This window comes from Streptomyces sp. NPDC057445, assembly GCF_042802855.1.
Classification (GTDB): domain Bacteria; phylum Actinomycetota; class Actinomycetes; order Streptomycetales; family Streptomycetaceae; genus Streptomyces.
In genome coordinates this window covers 36,430-55,982 of the sequence record NZ_JBHVDH010000014.1, presented here as the reverse complement: position 1 = coordinate 55,982, position 19,553 = coordinate 36,430, and the positions used below count along the sequence as shown (strand labels likewise).

At 71.6% G+C, this 19,553-nt stretch carries 20 protein-coding genes and 1 pseudogene; 10 read left to right on the top strand and 11 right to left on the bottom strand.

Going from position 1 to position 19,553, the window contains the following annotated elements; genetic code table 11:
- Nucleotides 1–26 precede the first annotated feature (26 nt).
- The 4 genes from ACFU5O_RS25605 to ACFU5O_RS25590 all read right to left on the bottom strand — a co-directional run bounded on the left by ACFU5O_RS25605 (nucleotide 27) and on the right by ACFU5O_RS25590 (nucleotide 4,135).
- Nucleotides 27–1,082, bottom strand: a complete 1,056-nt coding sequence (locus ACFU5O_RS25605) for a TIGR04222 domain-containing membrane protein (protein ID WP_384244153.1) — start codon at nucleotides 1,080–1,082, stop codon at nucleotides 27–29.
- A gap of 5 nt (nucleotides 1,083–1,087) precedes the next feature.
- Complete coding sequence (locus ACFU5O_RS25600) at nucleotides 1,088–2,386, bottom strand: DUF692 domain-containing protein (RefSeq protein ID WP_384244152.1); 1,299 nt, start codon at nucleotides 2,384–2,386, stop codon at nucleotides 1,088–1,090.
- A gap of 105 nt (nucleotides 2,387–2,491) precedes the next feature.
- The gene (locus tag ACFU5O_RS25595) at nucleotides 2,492–3,271 is read right to left on the bottom strand and encodes a DUF4142 domain-containing protein (protein WP_384244281.1); all 780 of its coding nucleotides are present in this window, start codon (nucleotides 3,269–3,271) and stop codon (nucleotides 2,492–2,494) included.
- Nucleotides 3,272–3,391: 120 nt separating this feature from the next.
- Nucleotides 3,392–4,135: a peptidyl-tRNA hydrolase gene (locus ACFU5O_RS25590; RefSeq protein WP_384244151.1), complete on the bottom strand. Its 744-nt coding sequence runs from the start codon at nucleotides 4,133–4,135 to the stop codon at nucleotides 3,392–3,394.
- Between the two features lie 71 nt (nucleotides 4,136–4,206).
- Between ACFU5O_RS25590 and ACFU5O_RS25585 the strand changes: the two genes are divergently transcribed.
- Nucleotides 4,207–4,884 (top strand): AIM24 family protein, encoded by a 678-nt coding sequence (locus ACFU5O_RS25585; RefSeq protein WP_384244149.1) that lies wholly within the window; start codon nucleotides 4,207–4,209, stop codon nucleotides 4,882–4,884.
- A gap of 156 nt (nucleotides 4,885–5,040) precedes the next feature.
- Here ACFU5O_RS25585 and ACFU5O_RS25580 read toward each other — a convergent pair.
- Nucleotides 5,041–5,133: pseudogene (locus ACFU5O_RS25580) on the bottom strand (phosphoribosyl-AMP cyclohydrolase); the annotation flags it as partial.
- Nucleotides 5,134–5,222: 89 nt separating this feature from the next.
- On the opposite strand from ACFU5O_RS25580, the gene ACFU5O_RS25575 reads away from it, so the two are divergent.
- Together ACFU5O_RS25575 and ACFU5O_RS25570 are read left to right on the top strand one after the other, a co-directional pair.
- The gene (locus tag ACFU5O_RS25575; protein WP_384244148.1) at nucleotides 5,223–5,393 is read left to right on the top strand and encodes a hypothetical protein; all 171 of its coding nucleotides are present in this window, start codon (nucleotides 5,223–5,225) and stop codon (nucleotides 5,391–5,393) included.
- A gap of 10 nt (nucleotides 5,394–5,403) precedes the next feature.
- Nucleotides 5,404–5,595, top strand: coding sequence for a hypothetical protein (locus ACFU5O_RS25570; protein ID WP_384244147.1), 192 nt, complete (start codon nucleotides 5,404–5,406; stop codon nucleotides 5,593–5,595).
- Nucleotides 5,596–5,616: 21 nt separating this feature from the next.
- On the opposite strand, the gene ACFU5O_RS25565 is transcribed toward ACFU5O_RS25570, so the two are convergent.
- Complete coding sequence (locus ACFU5O_RS25565) at nucleotides 5,617–6,558, bottom strand: polysaccharide deacetylase family protein (RefSeq protein WP_384244146.1); 942 nt, start codon at nucleotides 6,556–6,558, stop codon at nucleotides 5,617–5,619.
- A gap of 186 nt (nucleotides 6,559–6,744) precedes the next feature.
- Here ACFU5O_RS25565 and ACFU5O_RS25560 point away from each other — a divergent pair, with 186 nt between their 5' ends.
- Nucleotides 6,745–8,172, top strand: coding sequence for a S1 family peptidase (locus ACFU5O_RS25560; RefSeq protein ID WP_384244144.1), 1,428 nt, complete (start codon nucleotides 6,745–6,747; stop codon nucleotides 8,170–8,172).
- Nucleotides 8,173–8,346: 174 nt separating this feature from the next.
- Here the strand turns inward: ACFU5O_RS25560 and ACFU5O_RS25555 are convergent, their stop codons facing one another.
- The 3 genes from ACFU5O_RS25555 to zapE all read right to left on the bottom strand — a co-directional run bounded on the left by ACFU5O_RS25555 (nucleotide 8,347) and on the right by zapE (nucleotide 11,033).
- A complete protein-coding gene (locus tag ACFU5O_RS25555; RefSeq protein ID WP_384244143.1) occupies nucleotides 8,347–9,219 on the bottom strand; it encodes a PPK2 family polyphosphate kinase in 873 nt (290 codons plus the stop codon).
- Between the two features lie 227 nt (nucleotides 9,220–9,446).
- A complete protein-coding gene (locus ACFU5O_RS25550; protein WP_384244142.1) occupies nucleotides 9,447–9,872 on the bottom strand; it encodes an OsmC family protein in 426 nt (141 codons plus the stop codon).
- A 51-nt stretch (nucleotides 9,873–9,923) separates the two neighbouring features.
- A complete protein-coding gene (zapE, locus tag ACFU5O_RS25545) occupies nucleotides 9,924–11,033 on the bottom strand; it encodes a cell division protein ZapE (RefSeq protein WP_384244140.1) in 1,110 nt (369 codons plus the stop codon).
- Here zapE and ACFU5O_RS25540 point away from each other — a divergent pair.
- The 4 genes from ACFU5O_RS25540 to msrB all read left to right on the top strand — a co-directional run bounded on the left by ACFU5O_RS25540 (nucleotide 11,032) and on the right by msrB (nucleotide 14,262).
- On the top strand, nucleotides 11,032–11,793 hold the full coding sequence (locus tag ACFU5O_RS25540) for a pyrimidine reductase family protein (protein WP_384244139.1): 762 nt from the start codon (nucleotides 11,032–11,034) through the stop codon (nucleotides 11,791–11,793). The two genes, zapE and ACFU5O_RS25540, sit on opposite strands and share 2 nt — an antisense overlap.
- 122 nt (nucleotides 11,794–11,915) lie before the next feature.
- Nucleotides 11,916–12,368 carry an indole-3-glycerol phosphate synthase gene (locus tag ACFU5O_RS25535; protein WP_384244138.1) on the top strand — a complete coding sequence of 151 codons (453 nt, stop codon included), beginning with the start codon at nucleotides 11,916–11,918 and terminating at the stop codon, nucleotides 12,366–12,368.
- A 42-nt stretch (nucleotides 12,369–12,410) separates the two neighbouring features.
- Nucleotides 12,411–13,805, top strand: a complete 1,395-nt coding sequence (gene murC, locus ACFU5O_RS25530; RefSeq protein WP_384244136.1) for a UDP-N-acetylmuramate--L-alanine ligase — start codon at nucleotides 12,411–12,413, stop codon at nucleotides 13,803–13,805.
- Nucleotides 13,806–13,842: 37 nt separating this feature from the next.
- Nucleotides 13,843–14,262: a peptide-methionine (R)-S-oxide reductase MsrB gene (gene msrB / locus ACFU5O_RS25525; protein ID WP_384244135.1), complete on the top strand. Its 420-nt coding sequence runs from the start codon at nucleotides 13,843–13,845 to the stop codon at nucleotides 14,260–14,262.
- A 268-nt stretch (nucleotides 14,263–14,530) separates the two neighbouring features.
- On the opposite strand, the gene ACFU5O_RS25520 is transcribed toward msrB, so the two are convergent.
- Together ACFU5O_RS25520 and ACFU5O_RS25515 are read right to left on the bottom strand one after the other, a co-directional pair.
- Entirely contained in the window at nucleotides 14,531–16,045 is a 1,515-nt protein-coding gene (locus ACFU5O_RS25520; protein WP_384244134.1) for an alpha/beta hydrolase, read from the bottom strand.
- 676 nt (nucleotides 16,046–16,721) lie between these two features.
- Nucleotides 16,722–17,114 carry a VOC family protein gene (locus tag ACFU5O_RS25515; RefSeq protein WP_384244279.1) on the bottom strand — a complete coding sequence of 131 codons (393 nt, stop codon included), beginning with the start codon at nucleotides 17,112–17,114 and terminating at the stop codon, nucleotides 16,722–16,724.
- Between the two features lie 68 nt (nucleotides 17,115–17,182).
- Between ACFU5O_RS25515 and ACFU5O_RS25510 the strand changes: the two genes are divergently transcribed.
- Nucleotides 17,183–17,806 (top strand): nucleoside/nucleotide kinase family protein, encoded by a 624-nt coding sequence (locus ACFU5O_RS25510; RefSeq protein ID WP_384244132.1) that lies wholly within the window; start codon nucleotides 17,183–17,185, stop codon nucleotides 17,804–17,806.
- Between the two features lie 617 nt (nucleotides 17,807–18,423).
- Nucleotides 18,424–19,383, top strand: coding sequence for a hypothetical protein (locus ACFU5O_RS25505; RefSeq protein WP_384244131.1), 960 nt, complete (start codon nucleotides 18,424–18,426; stop codon nucleotides 19,381–19,383).
- The last annotated feature ends 170 nt before the right edge of the window (nucleotides 19,384–19,553 follow it).

Genomic DNA, 19,553 nt, shown 5'->3' with positions numbered 1-19,553 from the left:
CTGATCCCGTGGGCGGCTGCGGGAAGTCAGCTTGAACTGCTCCCTCCACAGCTTGAACTGCTCCCTCCACAGCTGGAGCTGCTCCCTCCACAGCTGGAACCGCCGCCCGAACTGCCGCAGCCGGAGCCTCCGCCGCCCGACGAGCTCCCGCAGCCACTGCTGCAGCCGCCGCCGCTTCCACCGCAGCTGCTGCCGCCCGCGCCCCCGCAGCCCCCGCCGCCGGACCCGCCCGCGCCGGGCGTCGACGCGGCGCACCACACGACGGTCTGGGACATCAGCAGGGCGGAGGACGAGCCGTCGTCGCCGGTGGACCGTGCGTGGCCGGTGCGTACCAGCCGGGCAGCGGCCACCAACTGTTCCCGGAGCACCGGGTCGGGCAGCGCACGGAGCCCGTTCAGCGCGACGAGCACCCCCGGGTCGGTGGCGTACGCGTGGACCGTGCGGTGGTCGAGGACGGCGCGCCTGCCCGCCGCGGTGACCTTGTGGCCCGCGTTTGCACTGCAGACGAGCCCGACGATGAAGCCTCCGAGGAAGGCGGGCAGGATCTTCACGACGAACGGGAAGGGAATGTCGGAGAACCCCTCGTGCGCCATGTACTGCATCACGGTGGCGACGATCGAGACCGGAAGCAGCAGGAAGGAGCACACGGTCTGTGTGACGGCCCAGCGCCGCCAGGGGCGCAGCGCCTCGGGCTCGATCATCAGTCCGCGCGCCGCGAGCCCGTCGCCGATCTCCTGCACGGCGGGGCTGCGCATCACGGCGAGGCGCAGTGTGTGCAGCGCCCCGCTCGGCGCGGCGTTGGTCTCCTCGATCACGGCACGCTCGACCGGGTCGTTGGCCACGGCCCGCTGTACGGCGACGATGCCCGGCCCGCCGACCACGAGCCGCCCGTCCGAGGCCATTCCAGCGAGCGCGGTGTCGACGACCCTGGCCGGCCCGCCGTTCAGGAACGCCACCTCCATGAGGTCGTGCACGGCACCCCCGGGACCCCGGCGGCGGGTGGTCACGAGTCCGCGGATCAGCAGCGCGGAGGAGACGGCCACGGCGAGATTCACCAGCACGGCGAGAACGTTGAACAGCATGGGGGTCACCTCCCGACGAGAGCGGCACGCGCCGCTCTGACGATCCGGGCCGAACGGCGCGGCGGCCGGGATCCGGCACGGTCCTGCCACCACTGGGTGAGCCGTCGGCGCGCGACGGAGTCCTCCGGCCGCCCGGCGATCAGCAGCTGCTCGGCGAAGTCCAGCGCGTCCCTGCGATACCCGTCCCGCATGGGCCGCGCCTTGGCGTAGACCGCGAACGCGGGCCGGTAGCCGCTGCCGAGGATCTGCGGAAGTTCCGGTGCCACCTTCGCCACCACGTCGGCCCGCTTGGCGGCGAGCGCCCGGCTCTGCACACCGAGACGCCGCGAGTCGAACCCCTCCGGCGCGGGTGTCCCCGCGACCAGTGCGGACAGCAGCGCGGCCTGCGCGAGCCCGACCCGTTCGCGTGCACCGGGCCGCGATGCCCCCGCGGGCGGCCGGGGGCGGGCCGTGGTCACGGGCGACGTCACGGCGGGCGAGGCCGGTGTGCTGCCGATGGTGGCCAGTTCGGCCGCCAGTTCCTCCTCCGGCGGGAAGTCGTCGTCCCTCTCCAGCAGCACGCCCGGCGGATCCGTCCGTCCGCGCAGCCGCGAAAGGATGTCCAGAACGGGGCGGGGAACCGGGTGGGCGTGGGTGTCGTGCCAGACGCCGTCGCGTTCGACGCCGCCCGCGACATGCACGTAGGCGATCGCCTCTACGGGAAGCTCGTCAAGGGCGGCCAGCGGATCCTCGCCACGGTTGATGTGATTGGTGTGCAGGTTGGCGACGTCGATGAGGAGTCGTACGCCGGTGCGCTCGACGAGTTCGGCGAGGAACTGCCCCTCCGACAGCTCCTCACCGGGCCAGGAGATGAGCGCGGCGATGTTCTCCAGGGCGAGCGGCACCGGCAGCGAGTCCTGGGCGATGCGGACGTTCTCGCACAGAACGTCAAGGGCGTCCCGGGTCCGCGGGACGGGGAGCAGATGCCCGGCCTCCAGGCGGGGCGAGGCGGTGAGCTCGCCACCCGCGCGGACGAAGGCTATGTGCTCGGTGACCAGTGGGGCTCCCAGCGCCTCCGCCCGCTCGGCGAGGGCGGCCAGGCGGGCCGCGTCGGGGCGTTCGGCGCCCCCGAGGCCCAGTGAGACCCCGTGCGGGACAACCGTGACGCCTCGCTCCATGAGGCGTACCAGGGAGTCCGGCAGGTGGCCGGGGCACACGTTCTCGGCGACGACCTCGACCCAGTCGAGGCCTGGCAGCCGCTCCACGGTGTCCGCGATCTCCGGGCGCCAGCCGATACCGGTACCGAGCCTGACGGGCTTGTTCATGGGTCCCCCTCCTCTGCATGTGCAGGGGTGATGGCCCCGCGGGGCCCTGCCGAATCCAGAGGAGGGGACGTTCAGAGCTTCATTTGAGGTTCCGGACCTGCCCCGCTACTGCTGGGCCCCGGGCGCCGGCCGGTTGGTGTTGATCGCCGTCGGTGCGCCGGGCTGGGTCGAGGGCCGGGACGTGAACGACTGGTCGCCGCTCGGGGTCGCCGGGGCAGGGGCCGGCGGAAGGTTTCCGTCCGGCGGCGGCGGGCCCGTCGGGCTGGCCGTGGCCCCACCGGCGGCCTCGTTGGCGATCGCGTCGAAGTCCACCATCCCGGTGGCCTCCAGCATGGTGATGTGGTCCAGCACGGTCTGGTTCGCGTCGCTCGCCAGCTGCCGTATCAGTGTGTTGCGTGTGGTGTGCCGGACCTGGGCGACCAGCGCGAAGACCTTGCCGTGCGCGTTGCGCAGCAGGTTCGCGAACTTGACCTCGTACTCACGGCCACTGGCCGCCGACAGCTCCCTCAGCCAGCCCTGCTGCAGTTCGTTGGGCTGGTTCGGCAGCTCGACGCCGAGCTTCGCCGCCACGTCACGGGCGCGGACGTCGAGGTCGGTGTGGCCGACGACGAGGTGGTCGCCCGCCTCCTTGATGGCCTTGCTCGGGGCCCGTTCGATGGCCTGCTGACCGGCGGGCAGCTCCCATAGACCGGCCAGGCGCACCTTCACCAGGAAGTCGCGGTCGGTCGCTGTCAGGGGCCCCCACTGGGTCGCCACGGACGACGCGTTGAGATTGGCCTGCCCCGTGCCGGAGCGGTCGGCGTAGGACCATACGGGGAACGCGAGCGCGCCCACCGTTGCGACCAGAGCCGCGATGATGAGAGCTGTCCCGTTGATGCGCCGCAGCAAGTGTTCCTCCCCAGCAGTTGTGCGTATCGCAGAATCAACCGGCAACCGGACCGGCGGTTCAACCTACTTCGCAGTACTGGGAGGTACGTAACGGGGTGGCGTTCTGTTCAATCCGGTTCAGTCGTGCAAGGGATGGCAGGCCACCACCGTGACCGAACCGGGAGCAATCTCGGTGAATCCGGCATCCCGTACGGTCGGCAGGCCGCTCGTGGCCAGGTCGGCCCACTGCCCGGGGTGCGCGGTCCGCACGGCGAGCGGGAATCCGGCCTCGCGCCACGCCTTGCGCTCCGCCTCGTCCATGTCCCACCACAGGAGCTGGGCCCCGTGACCGACCTGCGCCATCTCCTTGCCGGTCGACATGTGGAGATCGGGACTGAGCCAGATCGTGGCCTGTCCGGGGCCCGCGTCGCCCGCCGGCTCCTCCGGGTCCTCCGGGTCCTCCGGGTCCTCCGGGTCCTCCAGCTCCGTCCCCGACACCTGGAGCTTGACCAGCTCCCTGGGCCAGCCGTCCAGCGGCACCGGCGGGAACACCCGTACCTCCGCGGACGCGCCCGTCACCGTGATGCCGGGGAGTGCCGACGCCTTCCGCCACTCCCCGCCGCGCGCCCGCCGCACCACCTTGCGGATCCGGGCGTCCTGCCAGTCCCGCATCGCCTGTGCCCACTCGCCGTCCCCGAGCGACCGCTCGTCGCAGAGCATCATGAGTACCGCGCGTGCAGCGGTCTCCAGCGCGTCGGTACGGGACGGCGGAGCGGTCTTCTCGACCCGGACCACGAGCGGGAGGACGAACTGGGGAGCCTCGTCGCGTGCGGTCCGCTCATCGCGGAAAGGGCTGTCGGAGGGGCTGTCGGTGCTGTTCACCCGCCCAGTCTGCCAGCCACCGGGATACTGCTTGTTGGCGGAACGAAAGCCTCCGGGTGACGATGCCCGGCATGAAAAGCGATCTCTTTGCCACCGAGAACATGGCGCAGCAGGCCACCACGCCCGGCATGAGCCTGCAGAACGCCAAGTCGATCAAGTACGCGGTCAACGGGGAGATGCACGCGCGACAGGGCTCGATGATCGCCTTCCGCGGCAATCTGCAGTTCGAACGCAAGGGCCAGGGCATAGGCGGCATGCTCAAGCGCGCCGTCACGGGCGAGGGGCTGCCTCTGATGGCCGTCCGCGGACAGGGGGAGGCCTGGTTCGCGCACGAGGCCGAGAACTGCTTCATCGTCGACATCGAGCACGGCGACGCGCTCACCATCAACGGCCGTAACGTCCTGTGCTTCGACTCGACCCTGTCGTACGAGATCAGGACCGTGAAGGGCGCCGGAATGACCGGCGGCGGCATCTTCAACAGCGTCTTCACGGGATACGGAAAGCTCGGCGTCATCTGCGAAGGCAACCCGATCGTCATACCCGTCACCGCCCAGCAGCCGGTGTACGTCGACACCGACGCGGTCGTGGGCTGGAGCGCGCAGCTGAACACCTCGCTGCACCGCTCGCAGTCCTTCGGCTCGATGATCCGCGGCGGATCGGGCGAGGCCGTCCAGCTGATGCTGCAGGGCGAGGGCTTTGTGATCGTCAGGCCCAGCGAGGCGACTCCCCAGAAGCCGTCCGCCAGTTGAAACTGCGCGGAGTCGGCCGACGCCACGGTCCGGCCGGGCCATGGGTGCTGCGCCGGATCGACCTCGATCTGCCCGCGCGCACCCTCGTCAGGATCCAAGGCGGCAAAGGGTGAGGATGGTCCCTGCTGCTGCTCGGCCGACGGGTCGGCGCCGCGGACGGGGCGCCGACCCGTCGGCCGTCCAGCCGGGCATGAGCACCTCGCCGGTGTCGTACTGCTGGGCGTTGGCGGGAACCGGGCCGCCGGCGCTGCCCGGCCGCGACCGCGCGCGGCAGCGGCCGGCCGGTCACCCCGACCGAACGCCGTTCACCGTGATCGCGGGGGGCCTCGCTCCGCGTCATGGTCGCCGCCTGCTCACCGGCCAGGGACGGCGTCACCGGCCTCGCCGCCGGCTCCCGCGCCGGTGACGTGCACCATGCCGTGCTCCCACTGACGGCAGCAGCGGCGGTCGCGGCCGTGGTGGGCGCGCTTGTGCGGCTGTCGACTCCCCGGCGTGGCGACGAGGACTAGGCTCGTACGTATGAACGAGCCAGCCCCGTACCGTGAGCCGCAGGCCGGCGCGCCGCAGGCCGCGCCCCGGCAGGCAGAAGGGTCTTTCGCGGACTGTGTGCTGTGCGGGGAGCCGACCGGGTATCCCGAGTCCGTCAAGGGCGTGACCCTGTGCCCCGTCTGCGAATGGCGCGAGGCCGAGCGCACGGCCTGCTCCGGTTGACGCGGGTCCGGTTGACGTGTCTCAGCGCTTCCTGGGACCGGCCATCAGCTCGGACACCTTGACGAAGCGGTAGCCGCGCCTGCGCAGCTGCGGCACGATGCGCTGGATCGCCCGCTCGGTGACCGGAGCGGCGCTGCGTGTGCAGTGCATGACGACCAGGGAGCCGGGCCGCACCCCGTTCAGGACCTGCTGCACCACCGCGTCCGGATCCTTGGCGAAGGCGTCGCCGCTCACCACGTCCCACTGCACGGCGGTGACCTTCATGGGCGCGAGGGCCCGCAGGGAGTCGTCGTCGTAACAGCCGCCGGGGAAGCGGAAGTACGGCACGACGTTGCTCGCGCCCGCTCTGCGGAACGCGGCGAACGCCCGTCCGACGTCGGCCGCCATCTCGTCCTCGCCGACCTCCGGCAGCCCGTAGCACGGGGACGCGAAGGCGTAGTGGCTGTAGGAGTGGTTGGCGATCTCGAAGAGCGGGTCGTTGCCGATGGACCGCGCCTGGCCGGGGTACTCCTCGGCCCATCGGCCGGTCATGAAGACGGTGGAGGGGACCTTCAGCCGGCGGAGCGTGGCGATGAGCGCCGGGTTGTCGAACCGCTCGCCCCTCGCGGCCCTCGGACCCTGATCGGCCGTCATGTCGGCGTCGAAGGTGAGCGCGACGGTCTTCCCGCCGGAGGCCGGACCGGTGGGCGAACCTGCCCTTTCGAAGACGGGGGTCAGGCCGGCGGGGCCCGGAGCCATGGTCGGCGGCTCTGCGGTGGCGGACTGCGAGGGGGTGGGCCGCGGGGCCGCTGATCCCCGGGCGGCGCCGACCGCCGTCGCCGTGGGGGAAGAGCTGGTGGAGGTGGTTGCGCCGGCACCGGGTCCGGCTCCGCCGCGGGTTCCGTCACCACCCCCCGTGCCGCATCCGGCGAGCGCGGCTCCCAAGCAGACCGCCGCCGTCAATCGTCGTACATAGATGGTCACGCAGGGAAAATATAGGATCATCCTTTGATGTCCTGAACGCCTCGCCCTGACGCACCGTCAAGAAGATTTCCTGGCCGCGGCGATGAACACAATGACTCCCGCCATCCGTATGAAGGGCCGGACGCGTCCCCCCGGTCGTCCCCCTCGGCGACCGCAGTCCGTACCACCCCCGCAGGAGGCGAAGAGTTGAGTCACAGGCGAATACCCAAGCGGAAAGCCATTCTCGCTGGAGCCGGAGCGGTGGGCATTGCCGCAGCGGCCGTACTGCTGCCGAATGCCAACGCTTCGCAGTCCGGCTCGGGGGAGCAGCCGGAAGCTCCCAGAAAGATGAGCGCGGCATCGGCGTCCGAACTGCTCCAGCAGTTGGGCAAGCAGCTCGGTGAGTCCTACGGCGGCGCCTACTACGACGCCGGCAAGCAGCAGCTCGTCGTCAATGTCGTCGGCGACGACAACGACATCAACGTCCAGGTCCGCAAGGCCGGAGCCGTGGCCAGGAGCGTGCAGAACAGCGTCTCCGCACTGAAGTCGGCCACCGAGGACCTCTCGGAGAAGGCCGCCGTGCCCGGGACGGCGTGGGCCATCGATCCGCGCACCAACGAGGTCCTGGTCACGGCCGACCGCACCGTCACCGGCCAGCGCTGGGACCGGGTCGAGTCGGCCGTGAAGAACCTGGGCGACGGCGTGGCCCGCATCCAGAAGTCCAAGGGTGAGTTCAAGCCCTTCGTCGAGGGCGGCGACGCCATCTTCGGCGGCGGCTCGCGCTGCTCGCTCGGCTTCAACGTCACGACCCAGGACGGCCAGCCCGGCTTCCTGACCGCCGGCCACTGCGGTGTCGCGGCCGAGCAGTGGTCCGAGCAGCAGGGCGGCGCCCCGATCGGCACGGTCCAGGAGGCCGTCTTCCCGGGCGAGGGCGACTTCGCGCTCGTCACGTACGACGACCCGAACACGGAGGCGCCGAGCTCGGTCGACGTGGGCGGCGGCCAGCAGGTGCAGATCCAGCAGGCGGCCGATGCGACCGTCGGCCAGCAGGTCTTCCGCATGGGCAGCACCACGGGTCTGAAGGACGGCCAGGTCACCGGTCTCAACGCCACGGTGAACTACCCGGAGGGCACGGTCACGGGTCTCATCCAGACCAATGTCTGCGCCGAGCCGGGCGACAGCGGCGGCGCCCTGTTCACCAGGGACGGGAACGCGGTCGGCCTCACGTCGGGCGGCAGCGGCGACTGCACCCAGGGCGGCGAGACGTTCTTCCAGCCGGTGACGACCGCGCTGCAGGCGGTCGGTGCCCAGATCGGCGCCGGAGACGGCGCGGGCGGCAACGGCGGCGCGGCTGACGGCGGCGCGGCTGACGCCGGCGCCGACGCAGGTGCCGGTGACGGTGGCGCTGCGGACGCCGGTGCCGGTGACGGCGGTGCTGTCAACGCCGGTGCCGACGCGGGTGCCGGTGACGGTGACGCTGTCAACGGTGGCGCTGCGGACGCAGGTGCCGACGCGGGTGCCGGTGACGCCAACGCCGGTGCGGGTGCCGACGCGGGCGCCGGTGACGCGAACGCCGGTGCGGGCGCCGACGCGGGCGCAGACGACGGCGGTGCCGCCCAGCAGCAGCACGGCTGACCCACAAGGAAGGACGAGCGGCCCCGGGGAATCTGCGGATGCCCGGGGCCGCTCGTCGTGCCGTGCCGGGCCCACTTCTGGCAGCAGAGGGGTGGGGCACCATCAGGGCCCGGCAGCGGCGCCTCTCCTTGCCCGGTTTGCCCGGTTCCCGACAGGAGCCTCCCGAACGTGCGGTCAGGCTCCTTCGAGCAGCATCTTCCGGTACCGCTCCAGGTCGAGATCGGTCCCCGGATACTGCGGGTCCAGCTCCTCCAGATGCTCCAGCAGGAGCCTGCTGACCGCCCAGTTCCGGTACCACTTGCGGTCCGCCGGGACGATGTACCAGGGCGCATCCGCTGTTGAGCAGCGCTTCAGGGCCAACTCGTAGGCCTTCCGGTACGCGGGCCACAGCTCGCGCGCCTCGATGTCGTCCGGCTGGAACTTCCAGTGTTTGTCCGGGTTGTCCAGCCGTCGCAGCAGCCGCTTTCGCTGCTCCTCGTACGAGATGTGCAGAAAGACCTTGACGAAGGTCACCCCGTCCTCGGCAAGCGCCCTCTCGAAGCCGTTGATCTCGCCGTAGCGGCGCCTGATCCGCTCGCGCGGTGCCAGACCGCGCACGCGTGCGATCAGCACGTCCTCGTAGTGCGAGCGGTCGAAGATCCCGATCTCGCCGGAGTGCGGCAGCTCCCGCATGATCCGCCAGAGGAAGTGATGGTCCCGCTCCTCCGGCGTGGGCGCCTTGAACGCCTTGATCCGGCAGCCGGAGGGGTTGAAGTGGCCGATCACATGCTTGATCGTGCCTCCCTTGCCACTGGTGTCCATGCCCTGGAGGACCAGCAGCAGACGGCGGCGGTCACCGGCAGTGGCCGCCGCGTACAGCCGTTCCTGGAGTCCGGCGAGGGGCGCGGCCATCGCCGCGGTGGCGGCGAGGCCCGCCGCCTTGTCACCGGGGCCGGCCGGGGTGGCGTCGGCGTCGTACAGGGCGAGGTCCACTCCTTCGCCGGGAGGGGCCTGGAGGAGCTCACGGAGCCGGACGGGCTCGGTCCTCCTGTCGCTGTTCTTCGCCACCGCGTGTTCCTTCCCGTAGTGGACCGGTCCTCCGATCCTCCGCCGGAACGGTCGCTGCCGCGAGCGATGCGCGAGACGGATCCTCCCGCGGCGTCGCGGTACTCGGGTGACGGGCACGTCCTTGAAGGCAAGTCCGCGCCGGCGGAAGCGAGATGGCCCCGCACGCCCTTGTGCCACACCCATGGGTGTCACACCAGGCGGTACGGGGCCACGGTGGGGCGCTGGAGCTACGCCAGCTTGGCCGTCAGGGTGATCGTCGTCCCGGTCAGCGCCTGGCTCACCGGGCAGTTCTTCTTGGCCTGCTCGGCGGCGGCCTGGAAGCCCTCCTGGTCGAGACCGGGGACCTGGCCCTCGACGGTCAGATGGATACCGGTGATGCCCTCACCGGGCTGGAAGGTGACCTCGGCCTTGGTCTCCAGCCGGGTGGGCGGGGTGCCCGCACCGTTGAGGCCGTGGGAGAGGGCCATGGAGAAGCAGCTGGAGTGGGCGCCGGCGATCAGCTCCTCGGGGCTGGTCCTCCCGTTCGCCTGCTCGGCGCGCGACGGCCACGAGACGGGGAAGTCGCCGATCCCGGAGGAGTCGAAGGTCACGACACCCGAGCCCTTCAGCAGCTCGCCCTCCCAGACCGTGTGCGCCTGACGCGTGGTAGCCATGATGGTTCCCTTCCCTGTGGACTCCGTGAATCGGGGCCGGCCGACCCCAACCTACTTGTCCACAAGGGCCTTTGCGTCGCGGGCGAGCGCCGTCAGCCGCGAGATTGCCCGGAAGTACTTCTTCCGGTACCCGCCCTTCAGCATCTCTTCACTGAACAACTGGTCGAAGGGGAGACCCGAGGCCAGCACCGGCACCTCCCGGTCGTAGAGCCGGTCGGCGAGGACGACGAGCCGCAGTGCGGTCGACTGGTCCGGCACCGGCCGCACATCAGTGAGGCAGACCGCACGCAGGCCGTCCGTCAGCGCCCCGTACCGGCTGGGGTGGACCCGCGCGAGATGGTCGAGCAGCTGGGGGAAGGCGTCGAGCGAGGCACCCTCGGTCGCCCGGGCGGCCTCGGTCACCTGCTCGTCGGCGAAGGGCAGGGGGGCCTCCGGCAGCCCGCGGTGGCGGTAGTCCTCGCCGTCGATCCGCAGCGGCCGGAAGTGCGCCGACAGGCCCTGGATCTCGCGCAGGAAGTCGGCGGAGGCGAACCGGCCCTCGCCGAGCTTCCCCGGCAGGGTGTTGGAGGTGGCCGCGAGCGCCACACCCGCGTCCACCAGCTTGCCGAGCAGCGTCGAGACGAGAACGGTGTCGCCCGGGTCGTCCAGTTCGAACTCGTCGATGCACAGCAGCCGGTGCCCGCTGAGCGTCTTCACGGTCTGCTGGAAGCCGAGCGCGCCGACCAGATTCGTCAGCTCCACGAAGGTGCCGAACGCCTTGAGGGCCGGCTCGGCGGGAGTGGCGTGCCAGAGCGAGGCCAGCAGATGGGTCTTGCCGACGCCGTAACCGCCGTCCAGATAGATCCCGCGCGGCGCGGCCGGAGCCGCGGGCTTCTTCGCGAACCAGCGTCGCCGGCCGCTCCCGGTGGCGTGGGCGCCGCCCAGGCCCGCCGCGAAGGAGCGCAAGCCGGTGACCGCCTCGGTCTGGCTGGGCCGGTTCGGGTCGGGGACGTACGTGTCGAAGCGGACGGAGTCGAAGCGCGGCGGCGGCACCATCTCGGCGACCAGGTGGTCGGCGGGAACATGGGGCTCGCGGGCGCACAGGGACAGCGGAACCGCTTCGGTTATGGGGCTGGTCGACACAGTCCCCAACTCTACGGGCCGTGCCAGACTGCACCGCATGCGACGCCTGTTCCCTGTGACCGACCCGACAGCCGACACGACCGACCGGGAGTGGGGCCTCGACGAGCTGGCCGACGCCTATGAGTACCCCGCCGACGGGACCTGGCTGCGCGCCAACATGGTCTCGTCGCTGGACGGCGCCGCCCAGCACGAGGGGCGCTCCCAGCCCCTTTCCTCCGACATGGACATGCGGATCTTCGGCACCCTTCGGGCGCTGGCCGACGTGGTGGTCGTCGGCGCGCAGACCGTGCGCCAGGAGGGATACCGTCCGGCGCGTTCCCGGGACGCCTTCGCGGGACGCCGGGCGGCCGCGGGGCAGGGTCCCGCCCCCGCGATCGCCGTGGTCAGCGCGAGCCTCGACCTGGATTTCGGCCTCCCGCTCTTCACCTCCCCGCTGGTGCCCACGCTGGTCCTGACCGGGGCCGCGGCCGCCCCCGACCGGGTGGCGGCGGCCGAGAAGGCGGGCGCGGAAGTGATCACCGCGGGGGACGGCCCTGGAGTCGACCCCGCCAGGGCCGTGCAGGCCCTGGCGGATCGCGGCCTGCGGCGCCTGCTCACCGAGGGCGGCCCCCGGCTGCTCGGCCAGTTCGTCGCGGCCGGAGTACTGGACGAGCTGTGTCTGACCGTGGCCCCGGTGCTCACCGCGGGGGACGCCCAGCGGATCGCCGGAGGCCCGTCGAGGGCGGTGCCGGAGCGCTTCGCGCTGGCGGCGCTGCTGGAGGAGGACGGGTTCCTTTTCACCCGCTACCGTCGGATCTGACCATCGGCGGACTTTGCCGTTCCGGTTCGCCGCGGGTGGGCACTATTACTCTCGGACCCCGTGCGAGCACGGGGGAGGATGGTTTCCGCAGAAGGGCTCCTGACGTGTTCACAAGCGTATTGATGATCGAGAAGCCCCTCACGTCCGAGGACGTGGAATTCGTGACGACCCTGCACGGAGACGAGCCGATCTCGTTCATCGTCCTCATGCAGCCGCGCGGGGACCAGGCCGATCTCCTGCTGCGCGCCATCGACGACGTCGCCATGGGTGAGATCAAGGAAGCCGTCCGTGAGGGCGAGGAGCCCGAGGGCAAGGAGGCCAGGAAACCCGCAGAGGTTGCCCTGGAGCACTCGCTCGCGGCGCTGCGGGCGACCGGCTCAGAGGCCGTCGGCCAGGTCGTCGAGGACCATCCGCTCGACAAGCTGACGTCCGTGGTCGACGAGTCCGGTGCCGATGAGGTGATCGTGCTCACCGCGCCCCACTACGTGGAGGAGTTCTTCCACCGGGACTGGGCCTCGCGGGCCCGGCACAAGGTCGGAGTACCGGTGCTCAAGCTCTTCGCGCACAGCGAATAGGCTGGAGGCCTCGTAAGACGTCGCACCCTGGGAGACACAGACATGGCATCCGGCATCCCCCAAGCCATGGAACGGCCGCACTTCATCGGCATCGGCGGCGCCGGAATGTCCGGGATCGCGAAGATCCTTGCCCAGCGGGGTGCCAAGGTGGCGGGCAGCGACGCCAAGGAGTCCGCCACCGCCGAGGCACTGCGGACGCTCGGCGTGACCGTACACATCGGGCACTCCGCCGGGCATCTGGCCGACGACGCCTCCTGTGTCGTCGTGTCCAGCGCGATCCGCGCCGACAACCCCGAGCTGGCCCGCGCCGCCGAGCTCGGCGTGCCCGTCGTGCACCGCTCCGACGCGCTCGCGGCGCTGATGCGCAGCGCCCGCACCATCGCCGTCGCGGGCACCCACGGCAAGACCACGACCACATCGATGCTCGCCGTCGCACTGACCGAACTGGGTCTCGACCCCTCCTACGCGATCGGCGGCGACCTCGCGGGGCCCGGCACCAACGCCCGCCACGGCGAGGGCGGGATCTTCGTCGCCGAGGCCGACGAGAGTGACCGAAGCTTCCAGAAGTACGACCCGGACGTGGCGATCGTCCTCAATGTGGAGCTCGACCACCACGCCAACTACGCCTCCATGGACGAGATCTACGAGTCCTTCGAGGCCTTCGTCGCCAAGATCCCGCACGGCGGCACCCTCGTCGTCGGCGAGCACGAGGGCGCCCGGCAGCTGGCCGCACGGGTCGCCGCGCGCGAGGACCTGACCGTCGTGAGGGTCGGCGAGGGCGAGGACTCCGACGTCCGGATCCTCGGCATCCGGCCCAGCGGCATGACCAGCGAGGTCACCGTCGCCCTTCCGGAGAGCGGCGAGATCACCTTCACCGTCTCGGTCCCCGGCCGCCACTACGCCCACAACGCCGCCGCCGCCCTCGCTGCGGGCGTCCGCACGGGCATCGACGCCGCGGAGCTCGCCGCCGCCCTCACCGCGTACACCGGTGTGGGCCGCAGGCTCCAGCTCAAGGGTGAGGTGGCGGGTGTCCAGGTGATCGACTCGTACGCGCACCACCCCACCGAGATGACCGCCGACCTCGATGCCATGCGCGCCGCGGCCGGGTCCTCGCGGCTGCTCGTCGTCTTCCAGCCCCACCTCTTCTCCCGCACCCAGGAGCTCGCGACCGAGATGGGCCAGGCCCTCACGCTCGCCGACGAATCCGTCGTCCTCGACATCTACCCGGCCCGCGAGGACCCGATCCCGGGCGTCACCAGCGCACTCATCGTCGACTCCGCGATCGCGGCCGGTGCCCGGGTGACCGCCGTCCACGACAAGGCGGCAGTGCCCGACGTGATCGCGGGAATGGCCGCACCGGGTGATCTTGTTCTCACCATGGGCGCGGGTGATGTCACGGACCTCGGTCCGCAGATCCTGGCCCGGCTGTCGCACTGAGGCCGTACCCCGGCCGCACGCAACCGAGGGAGAGGGAATGTCGTACGACGTCGAGAAGCCGGATGAGCAGTGGCGCGAGGAGCTGACGCCCGCCGAGTACGCGGTGCTCCGTGAGGCCGGAACCGAGCCGGCCTTCCGCGGCGAGTACACGGACACCAAGACAAAGGGTGTGTACTCCTGCCGGGCGTGCGGCGCAGAGCTGTTCACCTCCGACACCAAGTTCGAGTCGCACTGCGGCTGGCCGTCCTTCTACGACCCGAGAGACACGGACGCCGTCGAGCTGATCGAGGACCGTTCGCACGGGATGGTCCGCACGGAGGTACGGTGCGCGCGCTGCGGATCGCACCTCGGGCATGTCTTCGAGGGCGAGGGCTACCCGACCCCGACGGACCAGCGGTACTGCATCAACAGCATCTCGCTGCGGCTGACGCCGGAAGAAACGGCCACCGAAGGCTGAGCGGGGTACCGATCCGAGGAGCTCGTCCGCACGGTCCGAGCTCGGCGGAGGTGTCGCCCGGGTCGGCCGCTGTCGCCGCGCACCCGCTCTGTTCGAGGTCGTGGCCCGTCCGCCGGTGCGCGACCGGCTCCTGGGACGGGGGAGAGAGGGCGACCGCGCAGGGCATGTCGGGATTGGTTGACGGCCGGTCACGGACTTCGAAGATCGGCACGGCCACCGCACCTCCCCTGCCGACGCGCCCCGAGGGGAAGGCCGCCCGGCCTCGCCGCTATGGAAGCCCGGGGGGAGCGGGGTCCTGCGGCGCGGTGGCCCGTCGCCCGGCGCGGGGCCCCGCCAGCGCGCCGCCGCCGGTGTCGACGCCGCCCTGAGGCTTGGCGAACGGGGGCGTGTCCTGTTCGCAGGTGGCTCCGGACGGGGGCAGCACGCCGTCGATCAGATAGCGGCTCTCGTGGTCGTTGACGCAGGTGCTCGCGTTGACCAGCGCGGAGTGCCCGTAGCCGTTGAGGGTGAGCAGCCGTGCGTCGGCGAGCTCACGGGTCATGTCCACCGCCCCCTGGTACGGGGTGGCTGGGTCGAACGTGGTGTTGACCACGAGGACGGGGTGCGCCGTGGGGCGGTTCCAGGGGCCCGTGTACGGGTCGGCGGCCGTCGCGGGCCAGGTGGCGCACGGCTCGGTCGCCCAGGCGACCGGGCGTCCGACGTCACCGGCCCGTGCGTAGCTGAACTCCTCGAGCGAGGGGTAGCGCCGCGGGTCGCGGGGGTTCGGGCTCTCGGAGCATCGCACCGCGTCGATCTGCTCGTATGCGGGGTACGGCGGGGGGCCGGGCGGCGGCGGGGATTCCTGCGGAGTGCGGCCCTGCCACAGCTCCTGCAGCGTGTCGGCCAGCGCGGTCCACTGCGGGTGCACGAAGTAGAGGCTGTCGAGGACGGTGCCGACGGTCCTGCCGTAGGTCCAGGTGTCCAGTGGCTGCTGCTGGAGGCGCCGCATCAGCCGGTCGAACTTGGTGCGCGTCGCTTCCGGGCTGCCGGCCGCGAAGGAGCAGCGGTCGGTGCCGGCGCGCCCGCACAGGACGAGGAACTGCTTCAGGGTCGCGGCCGAGCTCAGATCGGAGCCGTCGCGCTGGAACGTGCCCAGCAGGGGTTCGCTCTTCGAGCCGCGGTTCACCCAGCCCTCGGGGTCGACGTTGCTGTCCAGGACCATGGCGCGGACCCTGTCGGGGAAGAGATTGGCGTACGTGGCGCCGAGCAACGTCCCGTAGGACACCCCCAGATAGCTGAGCTGCCGGTCTCCCACGGCCTCCCGTAGCCGGTCCAGGTCCCGGGCGGTGTCGGCGGTGGAGATGTGCCGGAGCAACTGCGGGTCACGCTCCTCGCAGCGGCGGCCGAGCTCTGCGTACGCCTCGACCCAGGTCTTCCGCTCCCCTTCGCCGACCGGGAACCCGGCGGGAATCCGGCTCTGCCAGGCATAGGCCTCTTCCGTACTGTCGAAGCACCGCACGGCGGTGCTGTCGCCCACCCCTCGTGGGTCCCAGCTGACGATGTCGAAGCGCTGTCGCAGCTTCTCGGGGAACTGGTCGTACGACAGCGGCAGTGACGTGGTCCCTGGGCCGCCGGGGCCACCGGGGTTGAAGAAGAGAGTGCCTATGCGCCGTCCGGGGCCGGTCGCCTTCCGTTTGATGACGGCCAGTTCGATCGTGCGCCCGCCAGGGCTGCGGTGATCCAGCGGCGCCCCGAGAGTCGCGCACTCGAACCCGGGGGCCTCGGGGCAGGGGCTCCAGCGCAAGGATGGCGCAGTGTCAGGAGGGGCAGGGCCGCCGGCGGGTGCGAGGCCGGGCAAGGGATACATCGACGTGCAGATCACCGCCGCTACGGTGACCGCGGCACAACGCCCGCGGCCCGCCATGGATCCTGGTATGTGCATGCGATTCCTTCGGCCGGCACAACAGTGAGGGTCCGTCCGCCACAACGGCATCCGCCCCGATCCCACTTCGGGCCGGACGGGGCCGCAACCGGCCTGCGGCCGAATGGCGGGCACGGCCACTGCCCGTGACCGGCTCCGGACGGCAGGGACGCACGCCGCCGGCCCGGCCGGTCGGGCGGGCCGGTCGGTCGGGCGGTTTGGCGGGCCGGTCGGGCGGGCGGTTTGGCGGGCGGTTTGGCGGGCCGGCCGGGCGGCCGAAGGACGAACGCGGGGGCGTGGCTTCGGGAACGCGCCGTGCCCGCAGCCTTCAGGCGACCGTCGGCCTCCCCCGCCCGTTCATAGGCGTGTGCCTGCCGACGTGGTGGGGCGTGGACGCGAGCGAACATGCGCGTTGCCGACGCAGAACTCGTGTGTGGCGTTCGGCTCCTGGTCACCCTGGCGGGATGACGGTGCTGCAGGCGCCCGCATCAGGGGGCCGGTTCCCCCGTGCCCGGCGTCGCGGCCGCCCGATGGCCTCGATCAGCCGGACCCGGGAAGGTCACGCGGGCTGCAGCAGGTCCCACCTGTTGCCGTAGAGGTCCTCGAAGACGACCACGGTGCCGTACTGCTCATGGCGGGGCTCCTCCAGGAAGCGGACACCCGCCGCAGTCATCCGCGCGTGGTCGCGGGCGAAGTCGTCCGTGTGCAGGAAGAATCCGACCCGCCCACCCGTCTGGGCGCCGACGCTCGCCAACTGCTCGTCGTCCTTCGCGCGGGCGAGGAGCAGATCGGTGCCGCCGTCCTCGCCGCCGCCGGGGCGCACCACGACCCAGCGCGAGCCGTCGCCCCGGTCCGTGTCCTCGACCAGCGTGAAGCCGAGCGCGTCCCGGTAGAAGGCGATGGCCTCGTCGTAGTCACGCACGACCAGCGTGATCAGGGCGATTCGGGGCAGCGGCACGGACATCGTTCTCCTCTGTACGGGGGCGCCCAGTATCCCCGACGGTGTGCACAATGCCTGGCATGGATCCGTCGATCGAACAGCTCAGCGAACGTGCCCGTCGTCTCGCCCTGCCCGGTGCCCGGCGGATTCTCGGGATCGCCGGGCCGCCCGGGGCCGGCAAGTCGACGCTCGCCGAACAGCTCGTGGCACGGCTGGGCGGGCTCGCCGTACTCGTACCCATGGACGGGTTCCACCTCGCCCGGACCGAGCTGGAACGCCTCGGCCGTGCGGGCCGCAAAGGCGCGCCGGACACCTTCGACGCCGTGGGGTACGCCGCGCTGCTCGCCCGGCTGCGCGCACCCGAGGAGGGCACGACCGTGTACGCGCCCGCCTTCGACAGGAGCCTCGAGGAGCCCGTGGCGGGCAGCATCCCCGTCCCGCCTGACATTCCGCTCGTCATCACCGAAGGCAACTATCTGCTGCACGACGACGGGCCCTGGGCGAGGGTCCGCGGCCTGCTCGACGAGGCGTGGTACCTGGAGCTGGACGACGGGCTCCGCGTGCCCCGGCTCGTCGACCGGCATGTCCGGCACGGCAAGGCGCGGCCGTACGCAGAGCGCTGGGTCAGGGACTCGGACGAGGCCAACGCCCGCCTGGTGGAGCGCGGCCGGCATCGGGCACATCTGGTCGTCCGGGCGGCCTGACGGCCTGTTCCCGCCGGAGCACCGAGACGCCCCGGCTCGCGGAGGCGGCAGCGGTTGGCGCAGCCTACGGTGGATCGGGGGGCGCCCCACCTGGCGCAGCAGGGTGCGGCCCGCCCGGAGGAGGCCGTGATGGAGGAACACTTCGTCCGGATGACGACGCGAGGGAAGGGATCAAGCCGGGCACGCTGGAGGCTTTCGAGGGCGCGTGGCAGCCGGAGACCCATCCGCAGGGCATGCGGGGCCTTCGCGTAGTGGTCGGAGGACGGACAGGAGGTCGTCGGGGTGTCGCTCCGGGAATCCGGGGAAGCGTGCGAGGCCCGGCGTGGCCCGGAGGCGGAGAGGCGGCGGCGCGAGGCCGTGGAGCCGTACCTCGTCGAGGAGCGGGAGGCGTTCCACCGCGGCCGTGAACCCGTCGTTCCCGGGCGGTGGCGATTCCCGGGCGGCAGCCGTGGTCGCACCGGGGATCCGATCCGGTGACATGACCACGTGGAGCCGTCCGCGGGATGTGGCCGAAGCAGCGCAGGGCCGACTGCGCGGCCCACGGTGCCGTAGGTACGCTCGAAACCTGAGCACACACACGGGAATGCTGAGCGCACAGCGGAAGAGCGGGGGCCGAAGTGGGGCTGTTCCGGCGAGGACCGAAGCGGGACGGGGACGACGTACCCCGGGACGCCGAGTTCGCCTTCCTTTCGGCGGGCGAGGGCGCGCGCTTCCGTGGCCAGGTCCGGGAGGCGTTCGCCGAGCAGGGCCTGGAGGTCACCGTCTACGCCGACGTCGTCACCGACAGCGCCGGGCGGCAGTTCGGCCTCGGCAACCTTGCCGCGGTCTGCCACAACGACGAGCGGGGTCCCCGAGTGTGGCCCGAGGTGATTCGCGGGCATGTCGCCATGGTGCTGCGCACCATGGACGCGCCCTCCGCACTGGACACCCTCCCGCCCGACCAGATCCGCTCCCAGCTGTATCCGCGGGTGATCGGCTCGGAGGGGCTCGACCCGAAGACCTTCGGCTACGCCCGGAGCCTGGCCCCGGGCCTGTGCGAGGTCCTCGCCCTCGACCTGCCGGAGAGCGTCATGATGCTCACCGACGAGGCCCTGGAGCCGCTCGGGGACGTGGCGTGGCTCCGGGAGCGGGCGATGGACAACCTGCGCGCGCTGCCGGTGGAGGGCCACGAGACCATCAAGGACGCCGGCGGCATGCGCTTCGACGTGGTGGTCGGCGACTCCTTCTACACCGCGAGCAGGGTCCTGGCCCTGGACGCGCTCGTCCGCCAGGTCACCGGGCAGCACATCACGGCGGACGGCGCGATCGTGGCGCTGCCCTTCCGCCACCAGGTGGCCTTTCATGTCATCCGCGACACCAGTGTCATCCCGACGGTGAACGGCATGGCCGCCTTCGCCGCCTCCGGGTACGCGGACACACCCGGTGCCATCACGCCGTACGTCTACTGGTGGCGGGCCGGGACACTGACCCAGCTCAGCGATCGTGACGAGGACGGCGACGGGCTGCGGATCGTGGTCGGGGAGGACTTCCAGGATCTGCTGGAAAGACTGGTCGCCGAGGAGCAGGACGAGGGCTGACCCGACGGAGATCCGGCGCCGGTCCGGCCACCGCCGGTCCGCGCACCGCCCCTGCCAGGTGTCGTTGCCCGCCCGTTGCCCGCCCGCCCGCCGTCCCGCCCACCGGCCGGGCCCGCCCGAACGCGTTCAGGCAGCGGAAAACCCGTTCAGGCCGCTGAGAAGGAGTCCTG

What these genes read in the sequence shown, in the direction of transcription:
- ACFU5O_RS25605 (WP_384244153.1), bottom strand. Translation starts at nt 1,082, where the DNA reads ATGCTGTTCAACGTTCTCGCCGTGCTGGTGAATCTCGCCGTGGCCGTC.
- ACFU5O_RS25600 (WP_384244152.1), bottom strand. Translation starts at nt 2,386, where the DNA reads ATGAACAAGCCCGTCAGGCTCGGTACCGGTATCGGCTGGCGCCCGGAG.
- ACFU5O_RS25585 (WP_384244149.1), top strand. Translation starts at nt 4,207, where the DNA reads ATGAAAAGCGATCTCTTTGCCACCGAGAACATGGCGCAGCAGGCCACC.
- ACFU5O_RS25575 (WP_384244148.1), top strand. Translation starts at nt 5,223, where the DNA reads ATGGTCGCCGCCTGCTCACCGGCCAGGGACGGCGTCACCGGCCTCGCC.
- ACFU5O_RS25570 (WP_384244147.1), top strand. Translation starts at nt 5,404, where the DNA reads ATGAACGAGCCAGCCCCGTACCGTGAGCCGCAGGCCGGCGCGCCGCAG.
- ACFU5O_RS25550 (WP_384244142.1), bottom strand. Translation starts at nt 9,872, where the DNA reads ATGGCTACCACGCGTCAGGCGCACACGGTCTGGGAGGGCGAGCTGCTG.
- ACFU5O_RS25540 (WP_384244139.1), top strand. Translation starts at nt 11,032, where the DNA reads ATGCGACGCCTGTTCCCTGTGACCGACCCGACAGCCGACACGACCGAC.
- zapE (WP_384244140.1), bottom strand. Translation starts at nt 11,033, where the DNA reads ATGCGGTGCAGTCTGGCACGGCCCGTAGAGTTGGGGACTGTGTCGACC.
- ACFU5O_RS25535 (WP_384244138.1), top strand. Translation starts at nt 11,916, where the DNA reads ATGATCGAGAAGCCCCTCACGTCCGAGGACGTGGAATTCGTGACGACC.
- murC (WP_384244136.1), top strand. Translation starts at nt 12,411, where the DNA reads ATGGCATCCGGCATCCCCCAAGCCATGGAACGGCCGCACTTCATCGGC.
- msrB (WP_384244135.1), top strand. Translation starts at nt 13,843, where the DNA reads ATGTCGTACGACGTCGAGAAGCCGGATGAGCAGTGGCGCGAGGAGCTG.
- ACFU5O_RS25510 (WP_384244132.1), top strand. Translation starts at nt 17,183, where the DNA reads ATGGATCCGTCGATCGAACAGCTCAGCGAACGTGCCCGTCGTCTCGCC.